A 15,164-nucleotide genomic window follows, 5' to 3' on the forward strand; every position below is an offset into this window, starting at 1 on the left:
GATCGACTCGGTCGTGTGGGAGCGGGCTTGCCCGCGACGAGGGCGACTCGGTCTTAAGTACGGTATTCGGCGTTGATCTTCACGTATTCGTGGGACAGGTCGGTGGTCCAGATGGTTTCGCTGCAATCGCCGCGACCCAGTTCGATACGGATGGTGATCTCTTCCTGCTGCATCACCGCCGCGCCCTGGGCTTCGGTGTAGGTCGCGGCGCGGGCGCCACGGCTGGCGATGCACACGTCGCCGAGGAACACGTCGATCTTGCTCACGTCCAGGTTCGGCACACCGGCACGCCCGACGGCGGCGAGGATGCGGCCCCAGTTCGGGTCGGAAGCGAACAGCGCGGTCTTGATCAGCGGCGAGTGGGCCACGGTGTAGCCGACGTCCAGGCATTCCTGGTGAGTGCCGCCGCCGTTGACTTCAACAGTCACGAACTTGGTCGCGCCTTCGCCGTCACGCACGATGGCCTGGGCCACGTCCATGCACACTTCGAACACCGCTTGTTTCAGCTTGGCGAACAGTTCACCGCTCGCGGAGGTGATTTCCGGCAGCGCAGCCTGACCGGTGGCGATCAGCATGCAGCAGTCGTTGGTCGACGTGTCGCCGTCGATGGTGATGCGGTTGAACGACTTGTTCGCGCCATCCAGCAGCAGGTTTTGCAGCACGTCGCGGGAGACTTTGGCGTCGGTGGCGATGTAGCCGAGCATGGTCGCCATGTTCGGGCGGATCATGCCCGCGCCTTTGCTGATGCCGGTAACGGTGATGGTCACGCCGTCATGCTGGAACTGGCGGCTGGCACCTTTGGGCAAGGTGTCGGTGGTCATGATGCCGGTAGCGGCAGCTTCCCAGTTGTTGATCGACAGATCATCCAGCGCGGCTTGCAGCGCGCCTTCGATCTTCTCGACCGGCAGCGGCTCACCGATCACGCCGGTGGAGTACGGCAGCACCAGGCTGGCATCAACCCCCGTCAATTCAGCCAGTTTGGCGCAGGTGCGCTCGGCAGCGGCCAGGCCAGGCTCGCCGGTGCCGGCGTTGGCGTTGCCGGTGTTGGTCAGCAGGTAACGCACCGGGCCTTGCACACGTTGCTTGGCCAGAATCACCGGAGCGGCGCAAAAGGCGTTCAGGGTAAACACGCCCGCCACCGTGGAGCCTTCGGCGCAGCGCATGACCACGACATCCTTGCGCCCCGGGCGCTTGATGCCGGCCGAGGCGATACCGAGTTCAAAACCGGCAACCGGGTGCAACGTTGGCAAAGGACCAAGACCAACAGCCATGAATGCGCTCCTTAATAAATGATGTCAGCACCGTTTTCAGGAAGAACGGTGGTGTAAATGGCAAAACGCCGCGACGGCTGATGCCGGTCGCGGCGCGGGTATTTCAGCGTATGAAACGGGTTTTACTGGATCTGCCCGTGGCAATGCTTGAATTTCTTGCCCGAACCGCAGTAGCACAGTTCGTTACGGCCCAGCTTCTGTTCGTTGCGAACCGGTGCGGTGGCGAGGGCTACATCGACCTCTTCACCGAGCAGTTCCGGTTGCTCAAGACCCGGTGCTTCGTCGTGCTGGAACTGCATGCGCGCGGCCAGTGCCTCGGCTTCCTGACGCAGACGTTGCTCTTCTTCGATCGGATCTTCGCGGCGAACCTGAACATGCGACAACACACGGATCGAGTCGCGCTTGATCGAATCCAGCAGCTCGGAGAACAGCGTGAACGACTCGCGCTTGTACTCTTGCTTCGGGTTCTTCTGTGCATAACCACGCAAGTGGATGCCGTGACGCAGGTGATCCATGGTCGACAGGTGGTCTTTCCACAGGTCGTCGAGCACGCGCAGAACGATTTGCTTCTCAAAGGTGCGCAGCGCTTCGGCGCTCGCCTGCTCTTCTTTCTCGTTGTAAGCGGCAAGCAGCTCGGTCATGAGCTTCTCGCGCAGGGTTTCTTCGTACAGGTGGTCGTCTTCGTCGAGCCATTTCTGGATCGGCAGCGCCACACCGAAGTCGCTCTGCAACGCGGCTTCCAGACCGGCCACGTCCCACTGCTCAGGCAGCGATTGCGGTGGAATGTGCGCGCTGACGGTGGCGTTGAGCACGTCCTGACGGAAGTCGGCAATGGTTTCACCGATATTGTCGGCAGCCAGCAACGTGTTACGCATGTGATAAATCACTTTACGCTGTTCGTTGTTGACGTCGTCGAACTCGAGCAGTTGCTTACGGATGTCGAAGTTACGACCTTCAACCTTGCGCTGAGCCTTCTCGATGGCGTTGGTCACCATGCGGTGCTCGATCGCTTCACCGGACTGCATGCCCAGGGCCTTCATGAAGTTCTTCACCCGGTCAGAGGCGAAGATGCGCATCAGGCTGTCTTCCAGCGACAGGTAGAAACGGCTGGAACCGGCGTCACCCTGACGACCGGCACGACCACGCAACTGGTTGTCGATACGGCGCGATTCGTGACGCTCGGAAGCGATCACCTGCAAGCCGCCCGACTCCAGCACTTGCTGGTGACGTTTCTGCCAGTCGGCCTTGATCTGGGCAATTTGCTCAGGGGTCGGGTTTTCCAGGGTCGCGACTTCCACTTCCCAGTTGCCGCCCAACAGAATGTCGGTACCACGACCGGCCATGTTGGTGGCGATGGTCAACGCACCCGGGCGACCGGCCTGGGCAATGATCTCGGCTTCTTTTTCGTGGAACTTGGCGTTCAGTACCTTGTGTTCGATGCCTTCCTTCTGCAGCAGCGCAGACATGTGCTCGGAAGTTTCGATGGTTGCAGTACCCACCAGCACCGGACGGCCCAGGGTCATGCATTCCTTGATGTCATTGATGATCGCCGCGTATTTCTCTTCGGCGGTCAGGAACACCAGGTCGTTGTAGTCTTTACGCGCCAGCGGTTTGTTCGGCGGGATAACCATCACCGACAGACCGTAGATCTGGTGGAATTCGAACGCTTCGGTGTCCGCAGTACCGGTCATGCCGGACAGCTTGTTGTACAGACGGAAGTAGTTCTGGAACGTGGTCGAAGCCAGGGTCTGGCTCTCGGCCTGGATGTTCAGGTTTTCCTTGGCTTCGATGGCCTGGTGCAGGCCTTCGGACAGACGACGACCCGGCATGGTACGACCGGTGTGTTCGTCGACCAGCACGACCTGACCGTCCTGCACGATGTATTCGATGTTGCGGTTGAACAGTTTATGCGCACGCAGACCGGCATACACGTGGGTCAGCAGGCCCAGGTTATGCGCCGAATACAGGCTCTCGCCTTCAGCCAGCAGGCCGACACGGGTCAGCATGTCTTCGATGAACTGGTGACCGGCTTCGTTGAGTTCGACCTGACGGGTCTTCTCGTCGACGGTGTAGTGGCCAGCCTTGGTGACTTCGCCTTCCACTTCTTCGACGTGCAACTCCAGCTGCGGGATCAGTTTGTTGATCTCGATGTACAGCTTGGAGCTGTCCTCGGCCTGACCGGAAATGATCAGTGGGGTACGGGCTTCGTCGATGAGGATGGAGTCGACTTCGTCGATCACGGCAAAATTGAGTTCGCGCTGGAATTTTTCTTCCATGCTGAACGCCATGTTGTCGCGCAGGTAGTCGAAACCGAATTCGTTGTTGGTGCCGTAGGTAATGTCGGCAGCGTAAGCCAGGCGTTTCTCTTCCGGCGGCTGGAACGGCGTGACAACACCGACCGACATGCCGAGGAATTCGTAGAGCGGACGCATCCAGTTGGCGTCACGGCGGGCCAGGTAGTCGTTCACGGTCACAACGTGCACGCCCTTGCCGGACAGCGCATTGAGGTAAACGCCCAGTGTTGCCACCAGGGTCTTGCCTTCACCGGTACGCATTTCCGCGATCTGACCTTCATGCAAGGTCATGCCGCCGATCAGCTGGACATCGAAGTGGCGCATACCCATGACACGCTTGCCGGCTTCGCGGGCGACCGCAAAGGCTTCTGGCAACAGCTTGTCGAGGGTTTCCCCTTTGGCGATGCGGGCCTTGAACTCATCTGTCTTGGCACGCAATTGATCGTCCGAAAGGGCCACCATTTGCTCTTCGAAGGCATTGACGAGTTGCACCGTCTTGAGCATGCGTTTGACTTCACGCTCGTTCTTGCTTCCAAAAAGTTTCTTTAACAAAGGCGCAAACATATCGGCAGGATCTTCCACACTAAAGGGATGGAGGGCGGCCCCGTGAGTCGCCCGTGCAGCCCTCATGGCCGCATGCGAACGAGCATTCTACCCGGAAACGATGGTGAGGAAAGTGGCGTTGTTCCACGATGCATGCACTGCGTTGTAACGGGGCTCACTTAAAATAAGGGCTTTTTGCGCAACTTCAAGCCATTCGTGGCAGAAGTTACTCGTTGATTTAATGGGTAAAGCGCTCGCAAAGCAATGGGTCGGGTGCACGTGGTGCTTTCTGCTACCATGGCGGCTCTGTTACTTCAGGTGTCTGATCATGGCATTTCGCCCTCTCACGGCCAGAGCACCCGCCGTTCTGCTTCGCGAAGCCAAGCCGTTGAAAGCCATTTTCAGCCACGCTCAACGCCTGGGTCATTTACAACGTCTGCTCGAAAGCCAGTTGCAGCCTGCTGCGCGCGAGCATTGCCATGTGGCCTCGTGGCGCGAAGGCAGTTTGTTGCTGATCGTCACCGACGGTCATTGGGCCACCCGCCTGCGTTATCAGCAAAAGCGTCTGCAACGCCAGTTACAAATGTTCGACGAATTCGCCAGCCTGACGCGGATTTTGTTCAAAGTGCAGCCGCCGACCGTCCAGCAAGGGGCGGCGGGCCATACCATCAGTTTGTCGACCGACGCGGGCGCAACCATTCAGGCCACGGCCGACGGGATCAGCGATCCGAATCTGCGGGCGGCGCTGGAACGCCTTGCGGCGCACGCCAAACCCAAAATCTGAAATTGATATTTCACCTGCCGATCGTTCCCACGCTCTGCGTGGGAGTGCCTCTTGTGACGCTCTGCGTCACGCTTTGGGACACGGAGCGTCCCTTGCTGCATTCCCACGCAGAGCGTGGGAACGATCAACTCACTAACGGCGTTTGCTGCCGCCGAGCAGCGAGCCCATCAGACCGCGTACCAGCTGTCGGCCCAATTGATTGGCCGCCTGGCGCATCGCCGATTTCAGCGCCTGCCCCGCCGCTGTGCCGAGGAATTCCCCGGCCTTGTCGGTGAAACTTGGCTCTTCGGCCGCCGGCTTGCCCGGAGCGGCTTCAGGCTCTGGGGCCAACCCTTTGCGGCCCATCAATATTTCATACGCCGATTCCCGATCAACAGGTTTGTCATACCGCCCCTTGAACGGCGACCCGGCGATCAGCATCGTGCGTTCGGTTTCGGTCAACGGCCCGATCCGCGATTGCGGCGGTGCGACCAATACACGCTGGACCATCTCCGGCGTGCCCTTGTCCTGCAAGGTGCCGACCAGCGCCTCGCCGATCCCCAGCTCAGTCAGCACCGACAAGGCGTCGAACGCCGGGTTGGGCCGGAAGCCTTCCGCCACCGCTCGCAGGGATTTCTGCTCCTTGGCGGTGAAGGCGCGCAAACCGTGCTGGATACGCAGGCCGAGCTGAGCCAGCACGTCATCCGGCAAGTCGCCCGGCGATTGCGTGACGAAATACACGCCCACACCTTTGGAACGAATCAGCCGCACCACCTGCTCCAGGCGATCCTGCAAAGCCTTGGGCGTGCCGGCAAACAACAAATGCGCTTCGTCGAAAAACAGCGCCAGCAGCGGTTTGTCCGAATCGCCACGCTCCGGCAGTTGCTCGAACAACTCAGCCAGCAACCACAGCAGGAACGTCGCATACACCTTCGGCGCTTCGTGTACCAGACGACTGGCATCCAGCAAGTGAATACGTCCACGACCATCGGCCGTCGGTTGCAGAATGTCTTCGAGTTGCAGTGCCGGTTCGCCGAACAGCGCTTCGGCGCCTTGTTGTTCCAGGGTCGCCAGACGCCGCAACAGCGCCTGACTGGAACCGGTGGTCATCAACGCCGCGTCGTCCCCCAGCAATTCGGGGTTGTCACGCAGGTGATTGAGCAGCGCCTTCAGATCCTTGAGGTCCAGCAGCAACAGCCCTTCGCGGTCCGCCACCTTGAACGCGGCATACAGCGCCGACTGCTGACTGTCGGTCAACTCCAGCAGGCTGCCGATCAGCAACGGCCCCATTTCACTCAAGGTCGTGCGCAATGGATGACCGGATTGACCGTGGATGTCCCACAAGGTGACCGGATACGCCGCAGGCTTGTGGTTCAGCCATGGCATCCCGGCGATCCGCTCGGCGATTTTGCCTTGAGGATTGCCGGCGGCGCCCAGGCCACACAGGTCGCCCTTGATGTCTGCCGCGAACACCGCCACGCCAGCGTCGCTGAACGCTTCAGCCAGGCGCTGCAACGTGACGGTTTTACCGGTGCCGGTAGCGCCCGCGACAAGACCGTGACGGTTCGCCAGGCGCATGGCCTGAGAGACAGGCTGGCCGGCAAGGTCAGCGCCGATAACGAGTTGCGATGAGTCAGGCATTTTGTCACCCATGGTTAATCTTTGATCCTGCACGGCCGATACAAATAGTTGTAAGACCAATCCGAAAATAGCGTCGGTAATTCCCTAAGGAGAGGATGGAAATATCAGCTTTTTTCAACATTGCCCATTTTGCGTGCCTTTATAAAAGCACGCTCAGGACATTAAGACCTTAGCGGAACCCCAAGCCATGAACAAAAACCTGCGCTTCAGCCATAAAATTTTGCTTGCCGCCGCCCTCATCGTCATTGCCGCCTTCGCCTCGTTCACACTGTACAACGACTACCTGCAGCGCAACGCCATTCGCGAAGACCTGGACAATTACCTCAATGAGATGGGAGACGTCACCGCCAACAACATCCAGACCTGGCTGGCCGGTCGTATCCTGCTGATCGATAACCTTGCTCAAAACATAGCCATCAATCCTGAACAGTCCAACGTCGCCAGTCTGCTTGAGCAGAAAGCCCTGACGTCGACCTTCATGGCGTCCTACCTGGGCGATGCCACCGGCAGCTTCACGATTCGCCCGGACGCAAAAATGCCCGCTGGCTTCGATCCACGGGTGCGCCCTTGGTACAAAGGCGCCGAAAGCAGCAGCACGGCGACCCTGACCGAACCCTATATCGATGCGGCCACCGGCCAGACCATCATCTCCATCGCCAGCGCCTCGAAAAAGGCCGGACAAAGCGTGGGCGTGGTGGGCGGCGACTTGAGCCTGCAAACCCTGATCGACACCCTCAGCGCCCGCGACTTCTCCGGCATGGGCTATGCCTTCCTGGTCAGCGCCGACGGCAAGATCCTGGTGCACCCGGACAAAGCCCTGGTGATGAAGTCCCTGAGCGAGGCGTACCCGAAAAGTACCCCACGTATCAGCAGCGACTTCAGTGAAGTAGAAGTCGACGGCAAGACCCGCATCGTCACCTTTACCGCGATCAAAGGCCTGCCATCGGTCAACTGGTACATCGGCCTGTCGATCGATAAAGACAAAGCCTTCTCGATGCTCAGCGAGTTCCGCGCCTCGGCGGTCGTCGCGACCATTATTGCCGTGGCGATCATCATCGCGCTGCTGGGCATGTTGATCCGCATCCTGATTCAGCCGCTGCACGTCATGACCCGCGCCATGGCGGACATCGCCGACGGCGAAGGCGACCTGACCAAGCGCCTGACCATTGAAAACAACGACGAATTCGGCGTCCTCGGCACCGCGTTCAACCGTTTCGTGGAACGTATTCACGGTTCGATCCGTGAAGTGTCCTCGGCCACCGGCCAGGTCAACGAAGTCGCGCTGCGGGTGGTCGCCGCTTCGAACTCGTCGATGTTCAACTCCGACCAGCAAGCCTCGCGCACCAGCAGCGTGGCCGCAGCGATCAACCAGCTTGGCGCCGCCGCTCAGGAAATCGCCCGCAACGCCGCCCAGGCGTCCAGCCAGGCCAGCGATGCCCGCAGCCTCGCCGAAGACGGCCAGCAAGTGGTGGATCGCAGCATCAAAGCGATGAATCAGCTGTCGAGCATGCTCAGCGCTTCGAGTACCAACATCGAATCGCTGAACAGCAAAACCGTGAACATCGGGCAAATTCTCGAAGTGATCACCAGCATCTCCCAGCAAACCAACCTGCTGGCGCTGAATGCCGCCATCGAAGCGGCCCGTGCCGGTGAAGCCGGACGGGGTTTTGCGGTGGTGGCGGACGAAGTGCGCAACCTGGCGCATCGCACGCAGGAATCGGCGCAGCAAGTGCAGACCATGATCGAGGAGCTGCAAGTCGGCGCCCGTGAATCCGTCAGCACCATGAGCGACAGCCAGCGCCACAGTCAGGACAGCGTGGAAATCGCCAACCTGGCGGGCGAGCGGTTGAACAGCGTGACGTTGCGTATCGGTGAGATTGACGGGATGAACCAGTCGGTGGCGACGGCGACCGAGGAACAGACGGCCGTAGTCGAATCGATCAACGTAGATATCACCGAGATCAACACGCTGAATCAGGAAGGTGTGGAGAACTTGCAGTCGACGTTGCGGGCTTGCTCGGACCTTGAGCAGCAGGCGGCGCGTCTGAAGCAGTTGGTGGGTAGTTTCCGTATCTAGCGTCTGAACTGGCCTCTTCGCGAGCAAGCCCGCTCCCACATTTGACTGCATTCTTTCTGAAAGAACGCGGTTAAATGTTTGAGCGGGCTTGCTCGCGAAGGCGGCTGGTAATACACCGCAAAAACCTCGCTGATCCCCCCGCCACAAAACCCCAACCGAACATCTATCCTTCATAAAGGTCAACCAAGGGAGAACAACGGACCGGAGGAATGCTCATTGTGCATATCGCGGACATAACCATGTTCTACGCCCCTGCCAGCGGAGGCGTGCGCACGTATCTGGATGCCAAGCACCGTCGCCTGAGTATCAAGCCAGGCATTCGCCACAGTTTGCTGATCCCGGGTGCACACCTGAGTGAACAGGATGGCGTTTACACCGTTCCAGCCCCGGCCCTGCCTTTCGGCAAGGGTTATCGTTTCCCCCTCCGCCTGGCTCCATGGCGAAATGTCCTGCAAGACTTACAGCCCGATCTGATCGAAGTCGGCGACCCTTACCTCACCGCATGGGCTGCTCTGGATGCGCGTCGGCAACTGGATGTGCCGGTGATAGGGTTTTATCACTCGGACCTGCCGCTGCTGGTCAGTAACCGAATGGGCAATTGGGTGACCCCGAATGTCGAAGCGTATGTCAGCAAGCTGTATGGCAACTTCGACCGGGTGCTGGCGCCGAGTCAGGTCATGGCCGACAAGTTGATCGGTCTGGGGGTGAAGAATGTGTTTGTGCAGCCGCTGGGCGTCGATCTGCAAATGTTTAATCCCGGCGCAAGGGACAGCGGCTTGCGGGCCGAACTGGGCATCGATGAAAACACCCACCTGCTGATCTTTGCCGGCCGAGGCTCCAAGGAAAAGAACTTGCCGGTCCTGCTCAGCTGCATGAAGCGTCTCGGGCCTCGTTATCACCTGCTGTTGGTCGGTTCGTCGATGCCCGCCGGGTTGCCGGACAACGTTACCGTCATCGAGGAGTTCTGCCCGGCCACGCAGGTCGCGCGGTTGATGGCCAGCGCTGACGCGTTGGTGCATGCCGGCGATCAGGAAACGTTCGGCCTGGTGATCCTCGAAGCGATGGCCAGCGGCATTCCGGTCGTGGCCGTGGCTGCCGGGGCCTTTCAGGAAATCGTGACCGATCAATGTGGTCTGCTCTGCGCGCCGAACAATTCCCTGGCGATGGCCAACGCCGTCCGCGAGTTGTTCAGTCAGGGGAGTGCCGCACTGGGCAAACGAGCCCGCAGTCATGTCGAACAGCATTACGCTTGGGACACCGTGGTCAATAGCCTGCTGGGTCACTATCACGCAGTTCTCGGCAGCCAATGGCCGCTGACCGCCAATGGTTGAGCCCATGTACCCGCCCAGCCTGTTACTCGTGCTACACGACGTTGCGCCGCAAACCTGGGCCGATTACCAGCCTTTTGTCGAAGCCGTGGATGCCTTGGGCGAGGTGCCGATGACCTGGCTGGTGGTGCCGAACTTCCACAAGCACAACGATCTGGATGAGCATCCAGGATTCAGACAATTGCTCACCAGCCGAGTCGCCCGAGGTGACGAACTGGCCTTGCACGGCTACTTTCATTGCGATGAGGCCCCTCCTCCCAACAATCCCAGAGACTGGTTCATGCGCCGGATCTACACCCACGAAGGCGAATTTTACAGCTTGTCGCAAGCCGCCGCCCTCGCCCGCCTGCGGGCCGGAATCGAAGTGTTCCATCGCTATCACTGGCCGCTGGAAGGCTTCGTCGCCCCGGCCTGGCTGATGAGCGAAGGCACTCGCCAGGCGTTGCGCCAGTTACCGCTGAGCTACACCAGCGATCCTCAGCATCTCTATCGACTGCCGGATTTCACGGCCATCGATGCGCCCGGGCTGGTCTGGAGTGCGCGCAGTGCCTGGCGCAGGGGCCTGTCGAAACTGCTCAGCGATCAGCGTGAACAGCGTTGGCGGCAAGCGCCGGTGATTCGTCTCGGTTTGCATCCGGTGGACATGCGCCATGGGTTTTCACGCAATTACTGGCTGCAAACCCTCAAGCGCTTGCTCGATGAAGGTCGCGTGCCGATGACCAAGGCGCAGTGGCTCTCGCTGAGCAGTGACCGTCTCGGTCGCGTCGCATGAGCCGGGGGATTCTGCTGTTTATCGCCCTGCTCGCCGCGGTGCTGATTCCGTTGCTGCTGGGCGGCAACCAGACATGGTCACGGCTGCAAAACTTTCCGTTGAATGAATTGCTGATCATGTTCGGCATGATCTTGCTGTGCTGGGTGGTGAACACCCAGCGCTTGCGCCTGTTACTGGGTGATCAATGCGACAAGGTGGGCCGGGTCAAAAGCCTCGGCGTGGTGATGGCTGCCGAGTTCGCCTACTGCGCCACACCCGGCGGCAGTGGCGGCCCGCTGACCATCATGGCGCTGCTGGCGCGCAATGGCGTACGCCCGGCAAGGGGTAGCGCGGTGTTTGCCATGGACCAACTCAGCGACCTGCTGTTTTTCCTCTGCGCGTTGAGTGGAATTCTGATTTACGCACTGTTCCAGCACCTCAGCGAACGCCTGGAATGGCTGCTGATCGTCAGCGCCATCTCGATGTTCGGCGGGTTGGTCAGTTGCGTGGTGGTGGCCCGCTACCATCGACTGCTGATTCGCCTGAGCGGGCGGTTGCTGGTTCGCCTCAATGTCAAAGGCACCACGCGCCTGCGCTGGGCACGCAAACTCCTGCACTTCCTGGCGGCGTTCACTGACACGCTGAAGTTGCCGGTTCTTACGTTGATCAAGGTGTTCGCCCTGACCTGCGTGCATTGGCTCCTTCGTTATAGCGTGCTGTATCTGGCGTTGCGCGGGCTCGGGGCGGATTTACAGTGGGCCTGGTGTTTCCTGATCCAGATGCTATCGCTGAGTGCCGGGCAATTCAGCCTGTTACCGGGCGGTGCCGGTGCGGCGGAGTTGACGTCGGCGGCGCTGTTGGCGCCCATGGTGGGGAAGTCCACAGCTGCAGCGGCGATTCTGATCTGGCGGGCGGTGACGTATTACTTCTACCTGGTGGTGGGTGGCCCGGTGTTTTTGCTGATGCTGGGGCGGCCACTGCTCAAGAAACTGATGAAGTTCAAGCAGGCTTAGGCTTGTCATCGGGCTCTTGCTGCAACTGCTCCCACAACTCGGCGGCGCCGGGAAACTCAGTGCCATCCTCGGCGTTCATGTCATCCGGGTCGTAGCGACTTAAACAGCCCTCTCCCAACGTGGCGGGGGCCTTGGAGGTGGCTTTGTCGAGTGGATCGGCCATGGTCATGTCCTCTCTTTACCAGATCGTTCCCACGCCCTGCGTGGGAATGAAGCCCGGGACGCTCCGCGTCCCTTTCGCGAGCTGGAACGCGGAGCGCCCCCTGAGGCATTCCCACGCAGAGCGTGGGAACGATCAGCAGCAGGCTATCAGAACACGACGGTCTTGTTGCCGTGCACCAGCACCCGGTCTTCGAGGTGATAACGCAGACCGCGGGCCAACACCATCTTCTCGACGTCACGGCCGAAACGCACCATGTCTTCGATACTGTCACTGTGGCTGACGCGCACCACGTCCTGCTCGATGATCGGACCGGCATCCAGCTCTTCAGTTACGTAGTGACACGTCGCGCCGATCAACTTCACGCCACGCATGGAAGCCTGGTGATACGGTTTGGCGCCGACGAACGACGGCAGGAAGCTGTGGTGAATGTTGATGACCTTGTGCGCATACTCACTGCACAACGCGGGCGGCAGGATTTGCATGTAACGGGCAAGTACCACCACTTCCGCATCGTGCTGTTTGACCAGACGCGAGACTTCGGCGAAGGCCGGCTCTTTGTCCTGTGGATTGACCGGTACGTGGTAATAAGGAATGCCGTGCCACTCGACCATGCTGCGCAAGTCGTCGTGGTTGGAAATCACGCAGGAGATTTCGCAGTCGAGTTCGTCACTGTGCCAGCGGTGCAGCAAGTCAGCCAGGCAGTGGGACTCACGACTGGCCATCAACACAACGCGCTTTTTCTGCGCGGTGTCGGTAATGCGCCAGTTCATCGAGAACTCTTCGGCAATCGGTGCAAACGCTTCGCGAAAGGCTTCGATGCCGAAAGGCAGCGAATCAGCACGAATTTCGTGACGCATGAAGAACCAGCCACTCTGATTGTCCGAGTGATGGCTCGCTTCAGTGATCCAGCCGTTATGTGACGCCAGAAAGTTACTGACTTTAGCAACGATGCCGACGCGGTCCGGGCAAGCAATCACCAGCCGAAAAGTGCGCATGAGGGGGAAACTCCAGAACTTCGCAAAGGCCGCCATTCTAGCGATTACGCAGCAAAACTGCAGTATTGATGACGCATTCCCCGGCGCGCAGGTCAGTGGAACAGCTTCCGGCAGCACCTTGCCGCCCGCGCGATGGTGTTCTTGTAGTCAATCTTCAAGCGTTCAATTGTGAATATCTGTGATGACTGCATCACACTTTTAACTCTGCGTTCAATTCGCGCCCTATTCACCGCAACTAATTTAAATAAAACACCGGTTATATGTTTACTTGATGAAACACCCTGACTATTATTGCGGCACTGTCACCCTGCCATCCAGCGCCCAACATAAGGTAGTCCTCATGTCCTTGATCAACGAATATCGTGCCACCGAAGAAGCTATCAAAGAGCTGCAAGCCCGTTTGAAGAACCTGTCCCAAGACGACAAACTGCAAACCGAGCTGGAATTCGAAGGCAAACTGCGCACCCTGATGGGCGAATACTCCAAGTCCCTGCGTGACATCATCGCTTTGCTGGATCCAGAGTCCAAGACCAAAGCACCACGCGGCGGCGCAGTAAAAACTACCGGCACCAAGCGTGCTCGCAAAGTTAAACAATACAAAAACCCGCACAACGGCGAAGTCATCGAAACCAAAGGTGGCAACCACAAGACTCTGAAAGAGTGGAAAGCCAAGTGGGGCGGTGACGTGGTTGAAGGCTGGGCTACCCTGCTGGGCTAATCCCCAGAGGTTGTCAAAGACTTATCCGCGACAAAAAATAACGCCAGCTGATGCTGGCGTTTTTTTATGCCCTGTATAAAGCACCGGGCATTTTTCGTTTTCAAAGATTCAAACGTTTGCGTAATTCCTGGACATAATTCTGCCATTCATTCAGCACCTCTCGCTGAAACGATGTAGCAGTAATGTTCAATTGGGCCGCGGCTTCTACGAAACTTTCAAGCGTATTTGGCGCGCCCCTTTCGGGGTCTGACAAACGTTGCTGACAGAATATTCGCCAGCGCTCTTGCTCCTCGAAACTCAACGTATCGGGAAAGTTGCGTGCTCGATATCGAAACAATAATTCAGGTAAACGTTCATCATCGAAAGGCCATTGCTGTTGTGATAATTGGGCAGGGTCGGCGGCCCTGACTTGCTCACATAGCCGACGATCACGATCACCGATAAAACCATCGTATAACTGTTGCTCGGGGTCCTGGCTCGGGATGAAATCTTCGCCGGCATAAATCGCCAACACTTTATCTCGCCAAACTTGTTGTGCGTCACTTAGCCGCAGTACACGATCCTGATAAAGCGCCATGTCCAGCCCCAGACGTTGCTGATCGTCAGGACGAAGTACCGACAACGGCGCCACCACCGGGCACTTGTTGATATGAATGAGTTTGAGCGGCACCGGCAGTTCGCCGTCGGCGAGGTCATCGCGGCGGGTATACAGCCGCTGACGCAAGGTGTCTGCATCCAGATCGAGCAACCCCTGGGGGTCCAGATGCAGGTCACAGACAATCAAGGCGTTTTTGTTGCGTGGATGCCAGGCCAGTGGCAGCACGACACCCACATAACTGCGAGCCGCCGAAAATCGACCGGAAATATGCACCATCGGCTGTAACAGTCGAATCTGATCCATCACCTTTTGCTTGCCGCGCAACTGAAACAGCCAGTCATACAACTTCGGCTGCTTCTCGCGAATCAGACGAGCGAGCGCGATGGTGGCGCGAACGTCCGACAGCGCCTCGTGGGCATTGCCGTGGTCAATGCCATTGGCAGCGGTCAGCCGTTCGAGCTTGAGCGTCACCCGCCCTTCATCATCGGTTGGCCAGACGAGGCCATCGGGGCGCAAGGCGTAGGCTGCACGCACCACATCAATCAGGTCCCAGCGGCTGTTGCCGCCCTGCCATTCGCGCGCATACGGGTCGAAAAAGTTTCGGTACAGGCTGTAACGGGTCATCTCGTCATCGAAACGCAACGTGTTGTAACCCGCCCCACAAGTACCCGGCGCCGCCAGTTGAGCATGCACCCGGGTCATGAAGTCGGCTTCACTCAATCCGTGTTCGGCCAGTTGGCCGGGGGTAATGCCAGTGATCGCGCAAGCTGCCGGATGCGGCAGGATGTCGTCGCTTGGTTGGCAAAACAGGTTGACCGGCTCGTCTATTTCATTGAGATCGAAGTCGGTGCGAATCCCCGCCACCTGCAGCGGACGGTCGCATCGGGGGTTGATGCCAGTGGTTTCATAGTCGTACCAGAAGATCGAGGTCACGGGCTGTTCCTGAACTGAAGATCGGCAAAGTCTAGGCGTTCACATCCCGCCCCGGCCAGTAATCTGTCATTCAATC

At 59.0% G+C, this 15,164-nt stretch carries 12 protein-coding genes; 6 read left to right on the forward strand and 6 right to left on the reverse strand.

From position 1 onward, the window contains the following. Positions 1–53: 53 nt before the first annotated feature. Both argJ and secA read right to left on the reverse strand, forming a co-directional pair. Positions 54–1,271: a bifunctional glutamate N-acetyltransferase/amino-acid acetyltransferase ArgJ gene (gene argJ / locus ACYZT8_RS23120; protein ID WP_461976218.1), complete on the reverse strand. Its 1,218-nt coding sequence runs from the start codon at positions 1,269–1,271 to the stop codon at positions 54–56. 122 nt (positions 1,272–1,393) lie between these two features. After that, positions 1,394–4,129 carry a preprotein translocase subunit SecA gene (gene secA, locus ACYZT8_RS23125; protein ID WP_461976220.1) on the reverse strand — a complete coding sequence of 912 codons (2,736 nt, stop codon included), beginning with the start codon at positions 4,127–4,129 and terminating at the stop codon, positions 1,394–1,396. A 307-nt stretch (positions 4,130–4,436) separates the two neighbouring features. Between secA and ACYZT8_RS23130 the strand changes: the two genes are divergently transcribed. Continuing rightward, complete coding sequence (locus ACYZT8_RS23130) at positions 4,437–4,892, forward strand: DUF721 domain-containing protein (protein ID WP_461976222.1); 456 nt, start codon at positions 4,437–4,439, stop codon at positions 4,890–4,892. Positions 4,893–5,024: 132 nt separating this feature from the next. On the opposite strand, the gene ACYZT8_RS23135 is transcribed toward ACYZT8_RS23130, so the two are convergent. Beyond that, positions 5,025–6,512 (reverse strand): helicase HerA-like domain-containing protein, encoded by a 1,488-nt coding sequence (locus ACYZT8_RS23135; protein ID WP_461976224.1) that lies wholly within the window; start codon positions 6,510–6,512, stop codon positions 5,025–5,027. Positions 6,513–6,699: 187 nt separating this feature from the next. On the opposite strand from ACYZT8_RS23135, the gene ACYZT8_RS23140 reads away from it, so the two are divergent. The 4 genes from ACYZT8_RS23140 to ACYZT8_RS23155 all read left to right on the forward strand — a co-directional run bounded on the left by ACYZT8_RS23140 (position 6,700) and on the right by ACYZT8_RS23155 (position 11,681). After that, complete coding sequence (locus ACYZT8_RS23140; protein ID WP_461976226.1) at positions 6,700–8,589, forward strand: methyl-accepting chemotaxis protein; 1,890 nt, start codon at positions 6,700–6,702, stop codon at positions 8,587–8,589. A gap of 209 nt (positions 8,590–8,798) precedes the next feature. Beyond that, positions 8,799–9,920, forward strand: coding sequence for a glycosyltransferase family 4 protein (locus ACYZT8_RS23145; protein WP_461976228.1), 1,122 nt, complete (start codon positions 8,799–8,801; stop codon positions 9,918–9,920). Next, a complete protein-coding gene (locus tag ACYZT8_RS23150; RefSeq protein ID WP_461976230.1) occupies positions 9,913–10,689 on the forward strand; it encodes a DUF2334 domain-containing protein in 777 nt (258 codons plus the stop codon). The genes ACYZT8_RS23145 and ACYZT8_RS23150 overlap by 8 nt, the downstream gene beginning before the upstream one ends. Next, positions 10,686–11,681, forward strand: coding sequence for a lysylphosphatidylglycerol synthase transmembrane domain-containing protein (locus ACYZT8_RS23155; RefSeq protein ID WP_461976232.1), 996 nt, complete (start codon positions 10,686–10,688; stop codon positions 11,679–11,681). Before ACYZT8_RS23150 ends, ACYZT8_RS23155 begins: the two co-directional genes overlap by 4 nt. Here ACYZT8_RS23155 and ACYZT8_RS23160 read toward each other — a convergent pair. Further along, on the reverse strand, positions 11,668–11,844 hold the full coding sequence (locus ACYZT8_RS23160) for a hypothetical protein (protein ID WP_461976234.1): 177 nt from the start codon (positions 11,842–11,844) through the stop codon (positions 11,668–11,670). The two genes, ACYZT8_RS23155 and ACYZT8_RS23160, sit on opposite strands and share 14 nt — an antisense overlap. Before the next feature lie 146 nt (positions 11,845–11,990). Next, positions 11,991–12,839 carry a formyltetrahydrofolate deformylase gene (gene purU / locus ACYZT8_RS23165; RefSeq protein WP_461976236.1) on the reverse strand — a complete coding sequence of 283 codons (849 nt, stop codon included), beginning with the start codon at positions 12,837–12,839 and terminating at the stop codon, positions 11,991–11,993. Positions 12,840–13,179: 340 nt separating this feature from the next. Between purU and mvaT the strand changes: the two genes are divergently transcribed. Next, positions 13,180–13,557, forward strand: coding sequence for a histone-like nucleoid-structuring protein MvaT (mvaT, locus tag ACYZT8_RS23170; protein WP_007933316.1), 378 nt, complete (start codon positions 13,180–13,182; stop codon positions 13,555–13,557). 100 nt (positions 13,558–13,657) lie between these two features. On the opposite strand, the gene sbcB is transcribed toward mvaT, so the two are convergent. Then, on the reverse strand, positions 13,658–15,088 hold the full coding sequence (sbcB, locus tag ACYZT8_RS23175; protein WP_461976238.1) for an exodeoxyribonuclease I: 1,431 nt from the start codon (positions 15,086–15,088) through the stop codon (positions 13,658–13,660). Positions 15,089–15,164: the final 76 nt, after the last annotated feature.

The organism is Pseudomonas sp. LB3P93 (assembly GCF_054898025.1).

Excerpts from the sequence above, each read along its gene's own strand:
- purU (WP_461976236.1), bottom strand. The coding sequence starts at position 12,839 with ATGCGCACTTTTCGGCTGGTGATTGCTTGCCCGGACCGCGTCGGCATC.
- mvaT (WP_007933316.1), top strand. The coding sequence starts at position 13,180 with ATGTCCTTGATCAACGAATATCGTGCCACCGAAGAAGCTATCAAAGAG.
- ACYZT8_RS23160 (WP_461976234.1), bottom strand. The coding sequence starts at position 11,844 with ATGGCCGATCCACTCGACAAAGCCACCTCCAAGGCCCCCGCCACGTTG.
- argJ (WP_461976218.1), bottom strand. The coding sequence starts at position 1,271 with ATGGCTGTTGGTCTTGGTCCTTTGCCAACGTTGCACCCGGTTGCCGGT.
- secA (WP_461976220.1), bottom strand. The coding sequence starts at position 4,129 with ATGTTTGCGCCTTTGTTAAAGAAACTTTTTGGAAGCAAGAACGAGCGT.
- ACYZT8_RS23145 (WP_461976228.1), top strand. The coding sequence starts at position 8,799 with ATGCTCATTGTGCATATCGCGGACATAACCATGTTCTACGCCCCTGCC.
- ACYZT8_RS23135 (WP_461976224.1), bottom strand. The coding sequence starts at position 6,512 with ATGCCTGACTCATCGCAACTCGTTATCGGCGCTGACCTTGCCGGCCAG.
- ACYZT8_RS23155 (WP_461976232.1), top strand. The coding sequence starts at position 10,686 with ATGAGCCGGGGGATTCTGCTGTTTATCGCCCTGCTCGCCGCGGTGCTG.
- ACYZT8_RS23150 (WP_461976230.1), top strand. The coding sequence starts at position 9,913 with ATGGTTGAGCCCATGTACCCGCCCAGCCTGTTACTCGTGCTACACGAC.
- ACYZT8_RS23130 (WP_461976222.1), top strand. The coding sequence starts at position 4,437 with ATGGCATTTCGCCCTCTCACGGCCAGAGCACCCGCCGTTCTGCTTCGC.
- ACYZT8_RS23140 (WP_461976226.1), top strand. The coding sequence starts at position 6,700 with ATGAACAAAAACCTGCGCTTCAGCCATAAAATTTTGCTTGCCGCCGCC.